The 18,780-nt window shown below is 63.9% G+C and carries 17 protein-coding genes and 2 tRNA genes; 13 read left to right on the top strand and 6 right to left on the bottom strand.

All coding sequences use genetic code 11. The features are described 5' to 3' along the window. Positions 1-10: 10 nt before the first annotated feature. A complete protein-coding gene (gene rdgC / locus NAO55_RS04740; RefSeq protein WP_102840075.1) occupies positions 11-931 on the bottom strand; it encodes a recombination-associated protein RdgC in 921 nt (306 codons plus the stop codon). Positions 932-1,145: 214 nt separating this feature from the next. Between rdgC and NAO55_RS04735 the strand changes: the two genes are divergently transcribed. The 3 genes from NAO55_RS04735 (at position 1,146) to bamJ (ending at position 2,319) form a co-directional block, all read left to right on the top strand. Further along, positions 1,146-1,221: transfer RNA gene (locus NAO55_RS04735), tRNA-Val, on the top strand. A 13-nt stretch (positions 1,222-1,234) separates the two neighbouring features. Beyond that, positions 1,235-1,311: transfer RNA gene (locus NAO55_RS04730), tRNA-Asp, on the top strand. A gap of 258 nt (positions 1,312-1,569) precedes the next feature. After that, positions 1,570-2,319, top strand: a complete 750-nt coding sequence (bamJ, locus tag NAO55_RS04725; RefSeq protein WP_063539994.1) for a BamJ family beta-barrel-assembly machinery protein — start codon at positions 1,570-1,572, stop codon at positions 2,317-2,319. A 70-nt stretch (positions 2,320-2,389) separates the two neighbouring features. Here bamJ and bfr read toward each other — a convergent pair whose 3' ends face one another. Together bfr and NAO55_RS04715 are read right to left on the bottom strand one after the other, a co-directional pair. Beyond that, positions 2,390-2,860 (bottom strand): bacterioferritin, encoded by a 471-nt coding sequence (gene bfr / locus NAO55_RS04720; RefSeq protein WP_011913876.1) that lies wholly within the window; start codon positions 2,858-2,860, stop codon positions 2,390-2,392. 203 nt (positions 2,861-3,063) lie between these two features. Next, positions 3,064-3,282: a bacterioferritin-associated ferredoxin gene (locus NAO55_RS04715; protein WP_102840076.1), complete on the bottom strand. Its 219-nt coding sequence runs from the start codon at positions 3,280-3,282 to the stop codon at positions 3,064-3,066. 267 nt (positions 3,283-3,549) lie between these two features. On the opposite strand from NAO55_RS04715, the gene NAO55_RS04710 reads away from it, so the two are divergent. Further along, on the top strand, positions 3,550-4,743 hold the full coding sequence (locus tag NAO55_RS04710) for a GGDEF domain-containing protein (RefSeq protein ID WP_232244557.1): 1,194 nt from the start codon (positions 3,550-3,552) through the stop codon (positions 4,741-4,743). Positions 4,744-4,784: 41 nt separating this feature from the next. Beyond that, complete coding sequence (locus NAO55_RS04705; protein WP_102840077.1) at positions 4,785-5,324, top strand: YaeQ family protein; 540 nt, start codon at positions 4,785-4,787, stop codon at positions 5,322-5,324. A 27-nt stretch (positions 5,325-5,351) separates the two neighbouring features. Here the strand turns inward: NAO55_RS04705 and NAO55_RS04700 are convergent, their stop codons facing one another. From NAO55_RS04700 to NAO55_RS04690, 3 genes are read right to left on the bottom strand one after another with little or no spacing between them, the layout of a single operon-like run. Beyond that, entirely contained in the window at positions 5,352-6,263 is a 912-nt protein-coding gene (locus NAO55_RS04700; protein ID WP_102840078.1) for a 5-oxoprolinase subunit C family protein, read from the bottom strand. Beyond that, positions 6,260-6,964 carry a 5-oxoprolinase subunit PxpB gene (gene pxpB, locus NAO55_RS04695; RefSeq protein ID WP_102840079.1) on the bottom strand — a complete coding sequence of 235 codons (705 nt, stop codon included), beginning with the start codon at positions 6,962-6,964 and terminating at the stop codon, positions 6,260-6,262. The genes NAO55_RS04700 and pxpB overlap by 4 nt, the downstream gene beginning before the upstream one ends. After that, positions 6,961-7,710, bottom strand: a complete 750-nt coding sequence (locus NAO55_RS04690) for a 5-oxoprolinase subunit PxpA (RefSeq protein ID WP_102840080.1) — start codon at positions 7,708-7,710, stop codon at positions 6,961-6,963. The genes pxpB and NAO55_RS04690 overlap by 4 nt, the downstream gene beginning before the upstream one ends. A gap of 262 nt (positions 7,711-7,972) precedes the next feature. Between NAO55_RS04690 and recJ the strand changes: the two genes are divergently transcribed. The 8 genes from recJ to NAO55_RS04650 all read left to right on the top strand — a co-directional run bounded on the left by recJ (position 7,973) and on the right by NAO55_RS04650 (position 18,754). Next, positions 7,973-9,688: a single-stranded-DNA-specific exonuclease RecJ gene (gene recJ, locus NAO55_RS04685; protein ID WP_102840081.1), complete on the top strand. Its 1,716-nt coding sequence runs from the start codon at positions 7,973-7,975 to the stop codon at positions 9,686-9,688. Between the two features lie 128 nt (positions 9,689-9,816). Further along, positions 9,817-11,910, top strand: a complete 2,094-nt coding sequence (locus tag NAO55_RS04680) for a molybdopterin oxidoreductase family protein (RefSeq protein ID WP_102840082.1) — start codon at positions 9,817-9,819, stop codon at positions 11,908-11,910. A gap of 93 nt (positions 11,911-12,003) precedes the next feature. Continuing rightward, on the top strand, positions 12,004-13,113 hold the full coding sequence (locus tag NAO55_RS04675) for an NADH:flavin oxidoreductase/NADH oxidase (RefSeq protein WP_102840083.1): 1,110 nt from the start codon (positions 12,004-12,006) through the stop codon (positions 13,111-13,113). Between the two features lie 42 nt (positions 13,114-13,155). Next, the gene (locus NAO55_RS04670; protein ID WP_102840084.1) at positions 13,156-13,872 is read left to right on the top strand and encodes a tellurite resistance TerB family protein; all 717 of its coding nucleotides are present in this window, start codon (positions 13,156-13,158) and stop codon (positions 13,870-13,872) included. Between the two features lie 124 nt (positions 13,873-13,996). After that, positions 13,997-15,092 (top strand): peptide chain release factor 2 gene (gene prfB, locus NAO55_RS04665; RefSeq protein WP_102840085.1). Its coding sequence is split into 2 segments (ribosomal slippage): positions 13,997-14,068 and positions 14,070-15,092, totalling 1,095 coding nucleotides; the frame shifts between segments, so codons are not numbered across the junction. 63 nt (positions 15,093-15,155) lie between these two features. Then, entirely contained in the window at positions 15,156-16,658 is a 1,503-nt protein-coding gene (lysS, locus tag NAO55_RS04660; protein ID WP_102840086.1) for a lysine--tRNA ligase, read from the top strand. Positions 16,659-16,748: 90 nt separating this feature from the next. Beyond that, the gene (locus NAO55_RS04655; protein ID WP_102840087.1) at positions 16,749-18,044 is read left to right on the top strand and encodes a flavohemoglobin expression-modulating QEGLA motif protein; all 1,296 of its coding nucleotides are present in this window, start codon (positions 16,749-16,751) and stop codon (positions 18,042-18,044) included. Between the two features lie 50 nt (positions 18,045-18,094). Beyond that, complete coding sequence (locus tag NAO55_RS04650; RefSeq protein ID WP_102840088.1) at positions 18,095-18,754, top strand: Bax inhibitor-1 family protein; 660 nt, start codon at positions 18,095-18,097, stop codon at positions 18,752-18,754. The last annotated feature ends 26 nt before the right edge of the window (positions 18,755-18,780 follow it).

Here is an 18,780-nt window from a genome sequence, read left to right as displayed (position 1 = left end):
CCCCGTCGGGTCAGATGCCCTGCGGAACCTCTTCGCCGCCGAATGCCTCAAACAGCGCCGGCAGGAATTCGCGGAAGGTCATCATCATCAGCAGGAAGCTGGCGTCCTGCTGGGCGAGGGCGTCGTCGCCACCATCCTGTTCGGCCTGGTCCTGTAGCAGCTCCTCGAAGCGCAGGCGCTTGATGATCAGCTTGTCGTCCAGTACGAAGGACAGTTTGTCCTGCCAGGCCAGTGACAGCTGGGTGACCTGCTTGCCGGCTTCCATATGCTGCTGGATCTCGTCGCTAGTCAGATCCTGGCGCTTGCAGCGCACCACACCGCCATCTTCGTGGGTGTCGCGCAGTTCGCATTCGTCCAGGACGAAGAAGTCCTCAGCGGCCTTCTGTGTCTTGACCCAGTCGGTGAGTGTGGCGCTGGGCGCGATCTTCACCGTCAGCGGGCGCACCGGCAGCGAGCCGATCGCCTCGCGCAGGGTGGAGAGCAGGTCCTCCGCCTTCTTCGGGCTTGCCGAGTTGACCAGGATCAGTCCGCGCTCGGCGTCGATCGCGGCGAAGGTGCCGGACTTGCGAATGAAGGCGCGTGGCAGGAAGGCCTGGATGATCTCGTCCTTGATCTGGTCGCGCTCCTTCTTATAGACCTTGCGCATCTGCTCGGCTTCGATCTCGTCGACCTTCTCCTTCACCGCGTCCTTGACCACGCTGCCGGGCAGGATGCGTTCTTCCTTGCGCGTGGCGATCAGCAGGAAACCCTGGCTGACATGCACCAGCGGGGCGTCTTCGCCCTTGCCGAACGGCGCGACGAAACCATAGGTGCTCAGCTCCTGGCTGGCGCAGGGGCGGGCGGGTTTGGCGGCCAGTGCAGCTTCGAGCGTCTCCGCATCTAGCGCGACATCCTGGGTGAGACGGTATACGAGCAGGTTGCGAAACCACATGGCGGGGTAGATCTCCGGAAAGCAAAGGGGTGCATTATTCCTGCCTGGCCAGTTCAGGCCAACCCTGCCGGCGGTTAATGCGCAGCAGGTGGGAAAAAACGGCTGGTAAACCGGGTGTTTCCTAAGTCTTTGGAACTTCTGCAATTTTTTTTTCAAAAGGGGGTTGCCAAGGTGCGGAACCCTCTCTAGAATGCGCCCCACTTCGAGAGCAAACGGGTGATTAGCTCAGCTGGGAGAGCATCTGCCTTACAAGCAGAGGGTCGGCGGTTCGATCCCGTCATCACCCACCACTCGAGGTTTAGCGCAGCGGTAGTTCAGTCGGTTAGAATACCGGCCTGTCACGCCGGGGGTCGCGGGTTCGAGTCCCGTCCGCTGCGCCATATTCGCTTCACGGGAATACTGAACGCCCTGAAGCAACGAAGAAAACGGCCTTAGGGGCCGTTTTTTTTTGCCCGCTTTCTGGCGGTCCGGATCGCTGCCCCGGTTCATTCATCGCCCCGCGCAGAAATGCTACGCGCTTCCTTTCTTTGCCATCTCTTTACGATCGTTGCCGGGAGGCGCGGTAGCCAGTGTCCGGATGCACTGATAAGCTCGGCCATTCGTTATCGATATGCCTCCAGCGTAATTAAGGAAACAGCATGAGACTGAGACATCAACGTTTGGCACCTGCGGTTGCGCTGGTCGGCCTGGTACTTGCCGGCTGCGATTCGCAGACCAGTGTCAAACTGGACACTCCGGCGCAGAAGGCGTCCTACGGTATCGGCCTGAACATGGGCAAGAGCCTTGCGCAGGAGGGCATGGATGATCTCGATTCCCAGGCTGTAGCGCAGGGTATCGAAGACGCCATCGGCAACAAGGAGCAGAAGCTCACCGATGAGCAGCTGATGGAAGCCTTCACGTTCCTGCAGACGCGCGCCGAAGAGCGTATGGCCGAGATGAACGCCAAGGCGGTCGAGGCGGGCAAGAAGTTTCTCGAAGAGAATGCCAAGCGTGAGGGTGTGAAGACCACCGAATCCGGCCTGCAGTACGAAGTCATCAAGTCGGCCGAAGGGCGTCAGCCGACTGAGAACGACGTAGTGACCGTTCACTACGAAGGCAGCCTGACCGATGGCACCGTTTTCGATAGCTCGATCAAGCGCGGCAGTCCGATCGACCTGCCGGTTGGCGGTGTGATTCCTGGCTGGGTCGAAGGCCTGCAGCTGATGCACGTCGGCGAGAAGTTCAAGCTCTATATCCCGAGCGAGCTGGCCTACGGCGAGCAGAGCCCGAGCCCGCTGATTCCGGCCAATTCGGTGCTGGTATTCGATCTCGAACTGCTGGACATCAAAGGTGACGAGGCCGAGGAGTCGGCTGCCGAGCAGCCTGCGGAGGCCCCGGAGCAGCAGTAAGCTAAATCGCTGGAAACGAAAACGCCCCGATCTGATCGGGGCGTTTTGTTTTGCGACTGTGCTTGGTGGATCAGTCGTCCATTTGCGACTGCAGGTAGTTCTCCAGGCCGACCTTGTCGATCAGGCCCAGCTGGGTTTCCAGCCAGTCGATATGTTCTTCCTCGGACTCGAGGATGTCTTCCAGCAGCTCCCGGCTGCCGTAGTCGCCGACGCTTTCGCAGTAGGCGATCGCGACCTTCAGATCCTGTACGCCGCCCTGTTCCAGCTTGAGATCGCACTCGAGCATCTCGCGGGTGTTCTCGCCGATCAGCAGCTTGCCGAGATCCTGCAGATTCGGCAGGCCTTCGAGGAAGAGGATGCGCTTGATCAGCTTGTCGGCATGCTTCATCTCGTCGATGGATTCGTCGTACTCGTGCTTGCCGAGCTTGCCGAGGCCCCAGTCCTCGTACATTCGCGCGTGCAGAAAGTACTGGTTAATGGCTACCAGCTCGTTACCGAGGATCTTGTTGAGATGCTGAATGACCAGCTTGTCGCCTTTCATGGAATTGTCTGCCTGGGCCGGTGGAAATAAATGCAGTCTGGGCACGCCAGGTCGAGCTGTCAAACCGTAACACTGTGCTAAGTGCTTGAATCAGAAAGCCAAAATCCAATGAGAATGGTTGCGTTCTGCGTCGCTTTAGCAAGCCTATGATTTGCGGGCAAAAAAAAGCCGGGTTCGCCCCGGCTCTTCTGGAATCCGTTTTTTCAGGCCTGGGCGAAACTGGCAGGGAAGGCGAGGGAGGCATGGGCATTCTGTACGTCGCTGAGTGTTTCGCGCACCACCTGCTTGGCGACGCAGGCGCATTTGCCGCATTGGGTGGCCACGCCGGTGGTCTCGCGGACCTCACGATAACTGCAGCAGCCATCGTAGATGGCATCGCGAATCTGACCGTCGGTGACGCCTTGGCAAAGACAGACGTACATAAACACTGCTCGCTGTAGTTCGTTGATGCGTGTGATGCTAATCAGAATGAGAATAGTTGTCAAAGATCGTTCGTCGGCTTGTTGTCACGGAGTTGGGAAAGTAGGGCTGCTGCGCTGCATTGTGCGCATGCATCCGAGCGACGCCCTGGCGCCCGTCGGTGCTCGCTGGCTTCTTGCCTCAGGCGCCGCGTAAACTGCCGCCCTCTTTGATCCCGCCTTTATCCGAGCCCAGTGAAGGATGCGGGGCTATTCCTGCGGAGCTGCGCTGTGCATCTGGACGTTCCCACCCTGACGCTGGTGGACATATATGTGCTGCTCCTGCTCGGCGTACTGGTGTTCTGCGCCTGGCGTAGCGGGCAGCGGGATTCGACGCTGGGTTGCACCTGTCTCATGCTGCTGTTCGGGACCGTCTCTACGGTGCTTGGCTCTCTGCGAGGCCTCGGTATCGACGTGGTGCCGATCGTGCTCGGCAACATCGCCCTGCAGCTGGCGCTGGCCATGAACTGGACGGCGATGCGCACCTTCGCCGGCCGGCGGCCTTATCTGCCTGGCATCGTTGCCGGGGCGCTGCTTTGGGGCGGGCTGTGTCTGGTGCCGGCGTTTTACTCGTCGCTGACTGCTCGGCTACTGCTGGCTTCGGCGCTGACGGTCATCTATACCGCGCTTGCCATGTTCGAACTCTGGCGTAGCCGGCTGCAAATATCCGTGTCACTGCGGCCCGCCATCGGGTTGATGATGTTCCATGTGGCGTTCTATCTGCTGCGCATGGCGGTGGACCGCGGCCAGCCGTTCGGTGACCCTGAGGCGGTGAGTTTCTTCGCCTTCGTGATCTTCGAGACGTTGCTCTATGCCATCGGAATTTCCTTCGTCACCCTGGCGATGGTCCGTGAGCGCGCCGAGCAGCAATATCGGCATGCCTCGCTCAGCGATCCGCTGACCGGCATCGGCAACCGGCGTTCGTTCATCGATGCCGGACAGGCTTTGCTCCAGCGTGGGCGCCTGCGTGGTGAACCGGTGGCTTTGCTGCTTTGCGATCTGGACTTCTTCAAGCGGCTCAACGACACCTTCGGTCATCAGGCTGGTGATCGCGCGCTGATCGATTTTGGCCAGGTGATCGCACGACGAATGCGGCGGCAAGATGTGTTCGGGCGGATCGGTGGTGAAGAGTTCGCCTGTCTGTTGGCCGATGCCGACGCGCTTGTCGCTCGCGAGGTGGCCGAGCGTATCCGTGCTGAGTTCGCCGCCATGCCCTTCGCCGAGCAAGGGCGGTTGAGCGTCAGCATCGGTGTGGCGACTACCGCCTCGCGCTACGAACTCGATGAGCTATTGGCGCAGGCTGATCGGGCGCTTTACGTGGCCAAGGCCGCGGGCCGCAATTGCACCCGCCTGGCCTGCGAAGATGGTAGGGCGCTGGTCGAGACTGCCACTGCTGCGCGGGGCGCGCCGGGGATCGAGCTTTGAGGTAGACTGCCTGCCTTTTTTCCAACACGAAGCCCGCCAAAATGGCCCTGCAAGCGACGCCTTACAAAGTCGAGCTGAACCTCACGGACTTGGACTGTGGCGTCTATGAGAATCTGCGCTTCACCGTTGCCAGGCACCCTTCGGAAACCGAGGAGCGCCTGGGTGTGCGTCTGATCGCTTATGCGCTCTGGTATAGCGAGCAGCTGGCGTTCGGCCGCGGGCTGTCGGATGTGGATGAGCCGGCGCTCTGGGAGAAGAGCCTGGATGGCCGCGTCCTGCACTGGATCGAGGTCGGTCAGCCGGACGCCGAGCGCCTGACCTGGTGCTCGCGGCGCGCCGAGCGAGTCAGTCTGTTGGCCTACGGCAACCTGCGGGTCTGGCAGGGCAAGGTGGTCGAGGCGGTTAAGGGGCTGAAGAACCTTTCCATCGCCACGGTCGACTCCGAGTCGCTTGCCGACCTGGTGAAAGACCTGCCGAGAAGCCTGCAATGGGGGGTGATGATCAGCGACGGTACGCTGTTCATCACCGACGAGCGCGGGCAGTTCGAAGTGTCGCTCAGCTGGCTGCTCGGCGAGCGCTGATGGCATGACCTGTTCGCCGCGTTGAGCCTAGCGCCATTGGTTGAGCAGCGACCGTTGCTCGCGCTGCGCAGCCTCCAGCGAGACAGGTCTGAGGCGGATCACGCTACCTGGCAGGCACTGCGCCAACTGCGCCACAGCAAAGGGTGTCAGTGCGCCGAGCCGGGGATAGCCGCCGATTGTCTGGCGGTCGTTGAACAGGATGATCGGCTGGCCGTCGGCCGGGACCTGAATCGCGCCCAGCGGAATTCCTTCGGAAACCATCGACGAAGCCTTGCAATGAAGCGCCGGGCCGAGCAAGCGGACGCCCATTCGATCGGCGCGCTGATCGACGACCCACTCGCCATTGAATGCCGCAAACAGGCTCGTCCCGCTGAAGGCGGCGATCTGTGCCCCTGGCACCACTGAAAGGACACCGCCGGACAGCGCCGTTATCGCTTGTGCTGGCAGTTCCCTCGAGACGGCAGCGTGGCCCTGCCAGCACAAGCGGTCGCCCTCGCGCAGCGCGCGTCCGTCGCCGGCTAGTCCACCCATCTGCTCCCGTCCCACCGTTGCGCAGCTCCCGAGCACTCGCGGGGCCTGAAAGCCGCCCGGAGCGGCGAGATAGGCGCGGACGCCATGACGTGGCTGGCTGAAGGTCAGCAGCTGGCCCCGGCTGATCGTGAAGGCGTGCCCCGGTGCGATGGGCTGGCCGTCCAGCGTTGCGCCGAGATCGGCGCCACAGATGGCGAGGCGGGCATCGGTCTCGGCGCGTAGCCGGAAGTTTCCGAGGGTGACTTCCACCACCGGCGCGGCAAGAGGGTTGCCGAGCAGCCAGTTCGCCCAGGCGCAAGAGAGCCAATCCACCGCGCCGCCCTGGGTCACCCCGAGGTGGCGAACACCGAAACGCCCACGGTCCTGAATGCTGGCGAGTGCGCCGGCCTGCTCGACGACCAGGCTCATGGCGCGGCCTCGAACGGGCTGTCGCCGCCGCCCAGGCGGATGAATTCGGTGCGCTCGACCGCGACGAAACGTACCCGGTCGCCAGGTTGCAATAGGCTGTAGCGGTCGGACTCGCGCTCGAACAGGCGCGTCGGACTGCGGCCGATCAGGTTCCAGCCGCCCGGTGACTGCGCCGGATAAATCGCGGTCTGCCGGTCGGCGATACCCACACTGCCAGCCGGTACCTGCTTGCGCGGTGTGGCCAGGCGCGGGCTGGCGAGCCGCTCATCGACCAGTCCGAGGAAGGCGAAGCCCGGCGCGAACCCGAGGGCGAACACCTGGTAAACATGCGCGCTGTGTAGTTCGATGACTCCGCCGACGCCCAACCCGCTGCGCTCGCCAAGGTATTCCAGCTCAGGGCCGACGTGGCGGTCATACCACACCGGGATCTCGTGCAGGCGGCCGCTTCGGGTCGTTGCCGGGCGCAGGCCATCAAGGGTGGTAGCGATCAGGCCGCGCGCCTGGCGATCATCGAGCAGGGTCAGGTCATAGTGGACGAGGAGTGTGGTGTAGGAGGGCACCAGGTCGATCAGCGCAGTACCGAAGGCCTCCTCGATGCGGTCCCTGGCGGCGAGCAGCCAGGGTATGTTGCCTTCGTCGATCTGGTCGAAAAGTCGCAGCATCAAGCAATCGACGCCGGCCACCTCGATTTGCGGCTTCACGGTGTGATCGCCTGTAAGAACTGGCGAATGCGCTGTACGGCGAGAATGGAAGCGGCATTGTCGCCATGCACGCAGAGCGTGTCGGCCTGCAGGGTCAAGGTGCCGCCATCGAGGGTGGTGAGGGCCTCGCCGCGAGCCAGGCGCAGGGCCTGGTCGGCCACCCTGTCGCTTTCATGGTGAACCGCGCCTGGCAGCTTGCGGTTCACCAGCATGCCGGCGTCGTCGTAAGCGCGGTCGGCGAAAACCTCGAACCACAGGGTGATGCCCATCTCCGCTGCCATCGCCTGGCTGGCACTGTTGTCACGAGTGGACATCAGCATCAGCGGCAGGCTGTCGCTGTAGGCCTTGATCGCTGCCATCACAGCCCGTAGCAGCTCCGGCTCACGCATCATGTCGTTGTACAGCGCGCCGTGAGGCTTGACGTAGCGGACCTGGGTTCCTTCGGCGCGGCAGATTCCGTCAAGTGCGCCGATCTGATAGAGCAGCATGTTCTCCACTTCGGCTGGCGTACAGGCCATGGAACGACGGCCGAAACCGACCAGATCCGGATAGCCCGGATGTGCGCCGATGAGCACGCCATGCCGCCGTGCGAGCGCAACCGTGCGGCGCATGACCTGCGGATCGGATGCATGGAAGCCGCAGGCGATGTTGGCGCAGTCGATGAGCGGCATCACTTCGGCGTCGAGGCCCATCGTCCAGGCGCCGAAGCTCTCGCCAATGTCGCAGTTCAATAACAGACGTCCCATTTGGAAGGCTCCTTCGAATGGTCGATGCGCAGCGGTGTAGCGGATGGCCAGGCGCCGTGGTTGCGTTAGATTATCCGACATAGCGCCGGCAGCCTGCACGAGTGCCGGATTCGACATTGCTGTATGCTTGCCCGCCTCGTCGGCCAAGCCGGCGGAGCCAGGTCATGATCCGTTCCGATCCGCTGAGTCCCTTTGCTTCGCAGGCGGCCCGCAGGGCAAGCAGTTCACGCCCTCAATCCCGTTTTGACCGAGACCGGAACCCATGCGTATCGAACCCCGCCCCCTGCCCGAGCAGCTGCCCGACCTTGGCGAGCTGCCGCCGCTGCTGCAGCGCCTCTACGCGGCGCGTGGCGTGACTTGCGTAGAGGAGCTGGACAAGGGGTTGGCGCGGTTGATTCCTTATAAGCAGCTCAAGGGCATCGATGCCGCGGTCGAGCTGCTGGTCGAGGCGCTGGAAAAGCGTCAGCGCATCCTGTTCGTCGGCGACTTCGATGCCGACGGCGCCACCGCGAGCAGCGTCGGCGTGCTCGGCTTGCGTCAGCTGGGCGCCGCGCATGTCGATTATCTGGTACCCAATCGCTTCGAGTACGGCTACGGCCTGACCCCGGAAATCGTCGCCGTCGCCTTGCAGCGCGAGCCCGACCTGCTGGTGACCGTGGATAACGGCATCTCCAGCGTCGATGGCGTCGCGGCGGCGAAGGCGGCAGGGCTCAAGGTGCTGGTCACCGACCACCACCTGCCGGGTCACGAGCTGCCGGCAGCCGATGCCATCGTCAATCCCAATCAGCCTGAGTGCGCCTTTCCCAGCAAGTGCATCGCCGGGGTTGGCGTCATCTTCTATGTGTTGCTGGCATTGCGCGCACGGCTGCGTGACCTCGGCTGGTTCGCCCGTCAGGGCTGGCCCGAGCCGAACCTGGCCGAGCTGCTCGATCTCGTGGCGCTGGGCAGCGTCGCCGACGTGGTGCCGCTGGACGCCAACAACCGCATTCTGGTCCACCAGGGCCTGGCGCGAATTCGCGCGGGGCGGGCTCGGCCGGGGCTGCGGGCGATTCTCGAGGTGGCCGGGCGCGATCATCGGCGTATCACATCCACCGACCTGGGCTTCATCCTCGGCCCGCGACTGAATGCGGCCGGTCGACTGGATGACATGTCGCTGGGCATCGAATGCCTGCTTTGCGAGGACGAGGCGCTGGCGCGGGATATGGCGACCCAGCTCGACGAGCTGAACAAGGATCGCAAGGCTATCGAGCAGGGCATGCAGCGCGAGGCGCTGGCGCAGCTCAAGGACCTGCCACTGGAGGACCTGCCGTTCGGCCTGTGTCTGTTCGAGGCGGACTGGCACCAGGGCGTGATCGGCATCCTGGCTTCGCGCCTCAAGGAGCGCTACCACCGCCCGACCATCGCCTTCGCCGACGCTGGCGACGGGCTGCTCAAGGGCTCGGCGCGCTCGGTGCCGGGCTTTCATATCCGTGATGCGCTGGATGCGGTTGCCGCCAGGCATCCCGGCCTGATCAGCAAGTTCGGCGGGCACGCCATGGCGGCCGGGCTGTCGCTGCCACAAGCCAACTTCGGCGCTTTCGCCGCCGCCTTCGATGCCGAAGTGCGCCGCCAGCTGTGCGAGGACGATCTCACCGGTCGGCTGCTCACCGATGGCCAGCTCAGCGTCGAGGAGTTCCATCTGGAATTGGCGCGTGCGCTGCGCAACGCCGGGCCCTGGGGCCAGCATTTTCCCGAGCCGATGTTCCATGGCGTGTTCCAGCTGGTGCAGCAGCGTATCGTCGGTGAGCGCCACCTCAAGCTTGTGCTCAAGAGCGAATGCGGCTCGCTGACGCTGGACGGTATCGCCTTCAACGTCGACCGCGAAATCTGGCCGAACCCGACAGTGCGCTGGGCGGAGCTGGCCTACAAGCTCGACGTCAACGAGTATCGCGGCCAGGAAAGTGTGCAGCTGATGGTGGCGCATATCGCCCCGCGCTGACCGATGCATGCCAGCCGACGATAGGCTGGCTGAATCGGCTGGCATTCCCCGCCGGAACGTTCGATTGTTGCCTGCCGCCGCCGCGCCTAGAGTGGCGAGACAACAACAGCGCCATGCGGGAACCCGAAATGAGCGACATCAGCGTCCATCACCGTGCCTGTCATCTGTGCGAAGCCATCTGCGGCCTGACCATCCAGACCGAAGGCGAGCGCATCCTTTCGATCAAGGGCGACCCCCTCGACAGCTTCAGCCGCGGCCATATCTGTCCGAAGGCAGTAGCGCTGCAGGACATCCAGAACGACCCTGATCGCCTGCGCCACCCGATGCGCCGCTGCGGCGATGAGTGGCAGGCCATCAGCTGGGAGGAGGCCTACGAACTGGTCGCCGAGCGCCTGGCCGAGATCCGCGAGCGCCACGGCAGCAATGCCGTGGCCATCTACCAAGGCAACCCGAGTGTGCATAACTACGGTCTGACGACCCACAGCAACTACTTCCTCGGCTTGCTGAAAACGCGCAACCGCTTCTCCGCGACCTCGGTCGACCAGCTGCCGCACCACCTGACCAGCCACCTGATGTACGGCCATGGCCTGCTGCTGCCGGTGCCGGATATCGATCACACCGATTTCATGCTGATTCTCGGCGGCAACCCTTTGGCCTCCAATGGCAGCATCATGACCGTGCCCGATGTGGAGAAGCGGCTGAAGGCGATCCGCGCCCGCGGCGGCAAGCTGGTGGTGGTCGACCCACGCCGCAGCGAGACCGCGGCCATCGCCGATCAACATCTGTTCGTGCGCCCCGGACAGGACGCGGCGCTGCTGTTCGGCCTGCTCAACACCCTGTTCGAGGAAGGCCTGACGCGTGCCAGCGAACTGCCGCTGGACGGCATCGAGGAGGTGCGCACGGCGATCGCCGCCTTTACGGCAGAAGCGATGAGCGCCCGTTGCGGTGTTCCTGCCGAGCAGATCCGCCAGTTGGCGCGGGACTTCGCGGCGGCGGACAAGGCGGTTTGCTACGGACGCATGGGCGTTTCGACCCAGGCCTTCGGCACGCTCTGCCAGTGGCTGGTGCAGCTGATCAACCTGGTCACCGGAAATCTCGATCGGGTTGGTGGCGCGCTGTGCACCGAGCCGGCGGTGGATCTGGTGGAGACCACCAAGGGCGGCCATTTTGACGCCTGGCGTAGTCGGGTGTCGCAATTGCCCGAATATGGCGGCGAACTACCGGTAGCGGCATTGGCCGAAGAGATGCTTGAGCCTGGGGAAGGGCAGGTGCGTGCGCTGATCACCGTGGCCGGCAACCCGGTGCTCTCCACGCCCAACGGCCGCAAGCTGGAGCAGGCGCTGGATGGCCTGGAGTTCATGCTCAGCGTGGATTTCTACATCAACGAGACGACCCGCTATGCCGACGTGATCCTGCCGCCGACCGCACCGCTGGAGCACGACCATTACGACGCGACATTCAATCTGCTCGCCGTGCGCAACGTCACCCGCTTCAACCAGCCGGTGCTGCCCAAGCCCGAGGGCGCGCTGCACGACTGGGAGATCTTCATCGGGCTGGCCAAGGCCTACGCGACGCGGGTGGGCGTCGAGCTCAAGCCGACCATGCCGCCGCAGCAGATGATGGACCTGGCGCTGCGCCATGGGCCATACGGCGACAAGTCCGAGCGCAAGCTGAGCCTGGCAGCGCTGGAGGATTATCCCCACGGGCTGGATCTCGGGCCGCTCAAGCCGAATCTGGCGCGGCGCCTGAAAACGCCGAACAAGCGCATCCAGGCCGCGCCGGCGCTGATGCTGGACGATCTGCAGCGTTTCGCCGCGCAACCTCAGGAGGGTGCCGACGAGCTGTTGCTGATCGGCCGTCGCCATGTACGCAGCAACAACTCCTGGATGCACAACTATCAGCGTCTGGTGAAGGGCAAACCGCGTCATCAGCTGCTGATGCACCCTGCGGACATGGCGGCGCGGGCGCTGCAGGATGGCCAGCGGGTGCGCGTGCATTCGCGGGTCGGCGTGGTCGAGGTGGAGGCGCTGGCCAGCGAGGAGATGATGCCCGGCGTGGTCAGCCTGCCGCACGGCTGGGGCCATGCGCGGCCGGGCGTGCAGCTGGATATCGCGCGACAGCAACCGGGCGCCAGCAGCAACGACCTGACCGACGAGCGCCAGCTGGATGTCTCCGGCAACGCGGCGCTCAACGGTGTGCCGGTGCAGGTCAGCGCCGCCTGACGAGCGACTCTGCCCGCCGCGGGCTGGGCACGGGCGCGGAAACGGTCTCTACTGATGGGTGTCCAACCCGCATCCACGACAGTAGAGGCCGACATGTCCCAGCTTTTCCAGCCGCTTACCCTGCGCCAGCTCAAACTGCCCAACCGGATTGCCGTATCGCCCATGTGCCAGTACTCGGCGAAGGCGGGGATGGCAAACGACTGGCATCTGGTGCATCTGGGCAGTCGAGCCGTCGGTGGCGCCGGACTGGTGATCGTCGAGGCGACGGCGGTCAGCCCTGAGGGGCGTATTTCGCCGGACGACCTGGGTATCTGGTCCGACGAGCATGTCGAGCCATTGCGGCGGATCACCCGCTTCATCGAGGCGCAGGGCGCATTCGCCGGTGTGCAGCTGGCCCATGCCGGGCGCAAGGCGAGCACCTGGCGGCCCTGGCTCGGCAAGCATGGCAGCGTACCGATCGCTGCCGGCGGCTGGACCCCGGTGGGGCCGTCCGCCATCGCCTTCTCGCCGGAACATGCCGTGCCCACGGCGCTGGACGATGCCGGCATCGCGGGCGTCGTGAAGGCGTTCGTCGAGGCAGCCGAGCGCTCGCTGGCAGCTGGTTTCAAGATCGCCGAAGTGCATGCGGCCCATGGCTACCTGCTGCATCAGTTCCTTTCGCCGCTCTCCAACCAGCGTCAGGATCGCTATGGCGGCTCGTTCGACAATCGCATCCGTCTGCTGCTGGAGGTCACCGCTGCGGTGCGCCAGGTCTGGCCCGAGGAGTTGCCGCTGTTCGTCCGCCTCTCGGCGACCGACTGGGTCGATGATGGCTGGAATGCAGACGAAACGGTCGAGCTTGCACGGCGGCTCAAGGATGTCGGCGTCGACCTGATCGACGTGTCATCCGGTGGCACTGCGGCCAACGCCGATATTCCGGTCGGGCCGGGTTACCAGACGCAGTTTGCCGAGCGCGTGCGCAAGGAGGCGGGTATCGCCACCGGAACGGTCGGCATGATCACCGAGGCGGTGCAGGCCGAACACATCCTGCGCACCGGCCAGGCCGACCTGATCCTGCTCGCCCGCGAACTGCTGCGCGACCCGTACTGGCCGCTGCATGCCGCCGAATACCTGCGCGACGGGTCGGTGGCCTGGCCGGCGCAGTACGTGCGTGCCGCCCATCGCGATACGCCGATCCGTCAGGTGCCCGAGTCGTTTGACTGAGCACTGCTGTTCAATCCTGATCCAATCCTTTTGGGGACTTCGATGAAAACCAGTGGCCTTCTCGATCAACTGCTCAGGTCCGGTCAGGACCTGCTGCAGAAGCAGCAATCCAGTGCAGGTGGCAAACCTGGCAAAGGCGGTTTGAGCGACCTGCTTTCCGGCGTTGGCGGCGGTTCGCTCGGCAATGCCCTGTCGGGCGCCGGTGGCGGCGCGCTGGCGGCCGGTGCCATGGGCTTGCTGCTGGGCAACCGCAAGGTACGCAAGATGGGAGGCAAGGCGGTGACCTACGGCGGTCTGGCGGCGCTCGGGGTGCTGGCCTACAAGGCTTACAGCAACTGGCAGGCACAGCAGGGCGGGACACAGCAGCAGACGCCTCAGACCATCGATCGCCTGCCGCCGGCAGAGGTCGAGGTCCACAGCCAGGGCATTCTCAAGGCACTGGTGGCAGCAGCCAAGGCCGACGGCCATGTCGATGCTCGAGAGCGTCAGATGATCGAGGCGGAGCTGGGCAAGCTGGCCGATGCTGATCTGCAGCAGTGGCTGGAGGCCGAACTGAACAAGCCGCTGGACCCGGCCGACGTGGCCAGTGCCGCCAGCACCCCGGAGATGGCTGCGGAGATGTACCTGGCCAGCGTGTTGATGGTCGACGAGGAGCATTTCATGGAACGTGCCTACCTCGACGAACTGGCTCGCTGCCTGCAGCTCGATCCGCAACTCAAAGGCGAACTGGAAAGCCAGGTACGTGGTGTCAGTGCCTGACCAGCCATCATGAGGGCAAATCCGTTTCCTGACCGTCCGCCGGCACGCCCAGCGGGCTGTCAGCACGGGTTGGCTGAGTTATAATCGCCGGCTTTTGCACCGTCCGATTGAGAGCTGCCTACCTATGGAAATCAACCCGATCCTCAACAGCATCAAGGACCTGTCCGAGCGCACCCAGTCAATTCGGGGGTATCTTTGACTACGATCAGAAGCATGATCGTCTCGTCGAAGTAAACCGCGAACTCGAAGACCCGAACGTCTGGAACAAGCCCGAATACGCCCAGAGCCTGGGCCGTGAACGCGCTACCCTGGCGCAGATCGTCGAAACCATCGACGACCTGACCGGTAGCCTGGCCGATTCGCGCGACCTGCTGGAAATGGCCGCCGAAGAAAATGACGAAGGCGCCGTGAACGACATCGTGGCCGAAGTCGAGCGCCTGCGCGAAGTTCTCGAGAAGCTCGAGTTCCGCCGCATGTTCAGCCACGAGATGGACCCCAACAACTGCTACCTCGATATCCAGGCTGGCTCCGGCGGTACCGAGGCCCAGGACTGGGCCAACATCCTGCTGCGCATGTACCTGCGCTGGGCCGACAAGCGCGGCTTCAGCGCCGAGATCGTCGAGCTGTCCGAGGGTGAGGTCGCCGGCATCAAGGGCGCCACCGTACACATCAAGGGCGAATACGCCTTCGGCTGGCTGCGCACCGAGATCGGCGTGCACCGCCTGGTGCGCAAGAGCCCGTTCGACTCCGGCGCTCGTCGCCACACCTCGTTCTCGGCGGTATTCGTATCGCCCGAGATCGACGACAAGGTGGAGATCGAGATCAACCCGGCCGACCTGCGCATCGACACCTACCGCTCCTCTGGTGCCGGTGGTCAGCACGTCAACACCACCGATTCGGCAGTGCGTATCACCCACGTGCCGACCAATACCGTGGTGGCCTGCCAGAACGAACGTTCCCAGCACGCGAACAAGGATACCGCCATGAAGATGCTGCGGGCCAAGTTGTACGAGCTGGAAATGCAGAAGCGCAACGCCGCCTCTCAGGCGCTGGAAGACAGCAAGTCGGACATCGGCTGGGGCCACCAGATCCGTTCCTACGTGCTCGACGACTCGCGCATCAAGGATCTGCGTACCGGCGTGGAACGCAGCGATTGCCAGAAGGTGCTCGACGGCGACCTCGACGGGTACCTCGAAGCCAGCCTCAAACAGGGGCTCTGAGCGCAGCCGCACGCCTCAAGCCGCAAGCACCCCATTGAAACGATTTGACCGGGACGACCCGCAATGAGCGAACAACCGCTGAACCAGCACGCCATCCAAGAGGAAGAAAACAAGCTGATTGCCCAGCGCAAGGAAAAGCTTGCTGCCGTGCGTGAGCAGGGCAATGCCTTCCCCAACGACTTCCGTCGTGACAGCTATGCAGGCGACCTGCAGAAACAGTACGCCGAGAAGACCAAGGAGGAGCTGGAAGCGGCCGCCATTCCGGTCAAGATCGCCGGACGTATCATGCTCAACCGCGGGCCGTTCATGGTGCTGCAGGACATGAGCGGGCGCATCCAGGTCTATGTCGATCGCAAGATGCTGCCGGCCGAGCAGGTCGAGGCGGTCAAGCACTTCGACCTGGGCGACATCATCGCCGCCGAGGGCACCCTGGCGCGCTCCGGCAAGGGTGACCTGTACGTCTACATGAGCAACGTGCGCCTGCTGACCAAGTCGCTGCGCCCGCTGCCGGACAAGTTCCACGGCCTGACCGACACCGAGCAGCGCTATCGCCAGCGCTACGTCGACCTGATGGTGAACGAGGAGGTGCGCGAAACGTTCCGCGTGCGCTCCCAGGTCATCTCGCATATCCGCAAGTTCCTCGCGGAGCGCGACTTCCTCGAAGTCGAAACGCCGATGCTGCAGACCATTCCCGGCGGCGCCGCGGCCAAACCGTTCGAGACCCATCACAACGCGCTGGACATGCCGATGTTCCTGCGCATCGCGCCGGAGCTCTACCTCAAGCGTCTGGTGGTCGGTGGCTTCGAGCGCGTGTTCGAGATCAACCGCAACTTCCGCAACGAAGGCGTCTCGACCCGGCACAACCCCGAGTTCACCATGCTCGAGTTCTACCAGGCCTACGCCGACTACGAAGACAACATGGACCTGACCGAGGAGCTGTTCCGCGAGCTGGCCCAGGCCGTGCTCGGCAGCACCGACGTGCCCTACGGCGACAAGGTGTTCCACTTCGGCGAGCCCTTCGCGCGGCTGTCGGTGTTCGACTCGATCCTCAAGTTCAACTCGGAAATCTCGGCCTCCGATCTCAACGACCTGGAGAAGGCCCGTGCCATCGCCAAGAAGGCGGGCGCCAAGCTGCTCGGTCACGAAGGCCTGGGCAAGCTGCAGGTGATGATTTTCGAGGAGCTGGTCGAGCACAAGCTGGAACAGCCGACCTTCATCACCGAGTATCCGTTCGAGGTCTCGCCGCTGGCCCGGCGCAACGATCGCAACCCCAACGTCACCGACCGCTTCGAGCTGTTCATTGGTGGCCGCGAGATCGCCAACGCCTATTCCGAGCTCAACGATGCCGAGGATCAGGCCGAGCGCTTCCACGCCCAGGTGGCCGACAAGGACGCCGGCGATGACGAGGCCATGCACTTCGACGCCGACTTCGTTCGTGCGCTGGAATACGGCATGCCGCCGACCGCCGGCGAGGGCATCGGCATCGACCGTCTGGTGATGCTGCTCACCAACTCGCCTTCGATCCGCGACGTGATCCTCTTCCCGCACATGCGTCCGGAACTCTGATCCACTGAGCGTCGACCGACCCGCAGTGTGCCGGCCTTGGCCGCTGCGGGTATAACCTCAAGGGTACGGGTCATCCGTGAAGAGGGACCGATGAACAGCCGTAACAACCTGGACGAGTATCAGACCATCGTGCGCGGGCTGTCCGACCGCATCGTCGAGGCGCAGACGCCGGTGCGCGTGCTGGACGCGGTGAAGTGGGACGAGAATACCCGCCAAGGCTTTTTCGCCGCCAAGGGCCGCGAGCTGCCGAAGATCGATCGCGGCTACTACGAAGGCCGCCCGCTGGCCTTCGACTCCAGCGCGAAGAAGCAGGAATTCCAGGACATCGAGCGCGACATCACCCGTCAGCTCGGCCAGTTCAACCCGGTCGGGCAGATCATGCGGCGCATGTGCAAGGAATACCGCATGGTCATCCGTATGCTCGAGGGGCGGGGCACGCCTGACTTCGGCATGATCTCCCAGGAACTCTACGGCGCGGCGTCCGATGCCTTCCACGCCGGCGACCCGACCCTGGCCGACCTCGGCCTGATGCTCTCAGACTACCTGAACAACATCGCCGACCGCGGCGACCTGCGTGACGAGCCGAAGAATCTCACCGCGCCGCAGGCCGTCGAGCTGCTGCAGAAGCGGCTGGACGTGGTGTTCGGCGAAGGCGAGGGCGTGATCCGTGTCTTCGAGTCCGACGGCATCCTCGCCGACGCGGCGGCCGGTGCCGACTACATCAAGATCCGCAGCGACGCGCTGTTCAACGAGCGTGACGTGCGCGCGCTGGAGGTCCACGAAGGGCTGGTGCATGTCGGCACCACGCTCAACGGGCAGAACCAGCCGATCTGCACCTTCCTGGCCAAGGGGCCGCCGTCTTCCACGGTCACTCAGGAAGGCCTGGCAATCCTGATGGAGGTGATCGCCTTCGCCTCCTACCCGACGCGCCTGCGCAAGCTGACCAACCGCACCCGCGCCATCCACATGGCCGAGGAGGGCGCGGATTTTCTCGACGTGTTCGCCTTCTTCCGCGAGCAGGGCTATGGCGACGACGAGAGCTACAGCAACGCCAGCCGCGTGTTCCGTGGCTCGACGCCCGATGGCCTGCCCTTCACCAAGGACCTGTCCTACCTGAAGGGCTTCATCATGATCTACAACTACATCCAGCTCGCCGTGCGCAAGGGCCGGCTCGAGCAGATCCCGCTGCTGTTCTGCGGCAAGACCACGCTTGAGGACATGCGCACGCTGCGCCAGCTGGTGGACGAGGGCATGGTCGCCCCGCCCAAGTACCTGCCGCAGCAGTTCCAGGACCTCAATGCGCTGTCGGCCTGGATGTGCTTCTCCAACTTCCTCAATCACCTGAGCCTCGATCGTATCGAAGCGGACTACGCCAACATCCTCTGAGTCAATTCGGCGCAAACCACGAACACCAACACGCAAGGAAGCGTATCGACATGGAAAACTCCGTCTTTGCCCGTCAGTCCAGCCCACTGGACCGTACCCTCTCGGCTGGCGCCTACAACCTCGTCATCGGCCTGACCCTCTGCTGGGGCTTCTGGGTCAACTGGTGGATGGTCGGCAACATTCCGGTCGAGTCCATTCGCAGCATCCATCCCTGGCTGTTCTTCGGCGGCTACTTCGCCAGCTGCCTGACCGGCGCATGGCTGTTCCACCGCTCGAACAAGCCCTGGGTGAGCTTTCTCGGCTATAACCTGGTGGTGGTCCCGTTCGGGCTGATCGTCAACCTGGTGGTGAGCCGCTACGACAGCGCACTGGTGCACGAGGCGATCCGTATCACGGCGCTGGTGACCCTGGGCATGATGGCGCTCGGCACGCTGTTTCCGCGCTTCTTCGCCAGCATCGCCAGTGCACTGACGGTGGCGCTGCTGCTGGTGATCGTCGTCGAGCTGGTCGAGCTGTTCATCCTCGGCATCCACCACGGCGTGATCGACTGGATCGTGGTGCTGATCTTCTGCGGTTATGTCGGTGTCGACTGGGGGCGGGCGAACCAGATCCCCAAGACCCTGGACAACGCTGTCGATAGCGCTGCCGCGCTCTATATGGACATCATCAACCTGTTCCTGCGTATCCTGCGCATTCTCGGGCGCAAGTAGGCGAGGGCCGGCCGAGGCCGCTCTCG

Source organism: Stutzerimonas frequens (assembly GCF_024448335.1).
Lineage (GTDB): Bacteria > Pseudomonadota > Gammaproteobacteria > Pseudomonadales > Pseudomonadaceae > Stutzerimonas > Stutzerimonas frequens.
This window is presented reverse-complemented; position numbering and strand designations above follow the sequence as displayed.

Bases quoted from the DNA above. Each gene is read 5' to 3' on its own strand.
- rdgC (WP_102840075.1), bottom strand. From the start codon at position 931: ATGTGGTTTCGCAACCTGCTCGTATACCGTCTCACCCAGGATGTCGCG.
- bamJ (WP_063539994.1), top strand. From the start codon at position 1,570: ATGAGACTGAGACATCAACGTTTGGCACCTGCGGTTGCGCTGGTCGGC.
- bfr (WP_011913876.1), bottom strand. From the start codon at position 2,860: ATGAAAGGCGACAAGCTGGTCATTCAGCATCTCAACAAGATCCTCGGT.
- NAO55_RS04715 (WP_102840076.1), bottom strand. From the start codon at position 3,282: ATGTACGTCTGTCTTTGCCAAGGCGTCACCGACGGTCAGATTCGCGAT.
- NAO55_RS04705 (WP_102840077.1), top strand. From the start codon at position 4,785: ATGGCCCTGCAAGCGACGCCTTACAAAGTCGAGCTGAACCTCACGGAC.
- NAO55_RS04700 (WP_102840078.1), bottom strand. From the start codon at position 6,263: ATGAGCCTGGTCGTCGAGCAGGCCGGCGCACTCGCCAGCATTCAGGAC.
- NAO55_RS04690 (WP_102840080.1), bottom strand. From the start codon at position 7,710: ATGGGACGTCTGTTATTGAACTGCGACATTGGCGAGAGCTTCGGCGCC.
- recJ (WP_102840081.1), top strand. From the start codon at position 7,973: ATGCGTATCGAACCCCGCCCCCTGCCCGAGCAGCTGCCCGACCTTGGC.
- NAO55_RS04680 (WP_102840082.1), top strand. From the start codon at position 9,817: ATGAGCGACATCAGCGTCCATCACCGTGCCTGTCATCTGTGCGAAGCC.
- NAO55_RS04675 (WP_102840083.1), top strand. From the start codon at position 12,004: ATGTCCCAGCTTTTCCAGCCGCTTACCCTGCGCCAGCTCAAACTGCCC.
- NAO55_RS04670 (WP_102840084.1), top strand. From the start codon at position 13,156: ATGAAAACCAGTGGCCTTCTCGATCAACTGCTCAGGTCCGGTCAGGAC.
- lysS (WP_102840086.1), top strand. From the start codon at position 15,156: ATGAGCGAACAACCGCTGAACCAGCACGCCATCCAAGAGGAAGAAAAC.
- NAO55_RS04655 (WP_102840087.1), top strand. From the start codon at position 16,749: ATGAACAGCCGTAACAACCTGGACGAGTATCAGACCATCGTGCGCGGG.
- NAO55_RS04650 (WP_102840088.1), top strand. From the start codon at position 18,095: ATGGAAAACTCCGTCTTTGCCCGTCAGTCCAGCCCACTGGACCGTACC.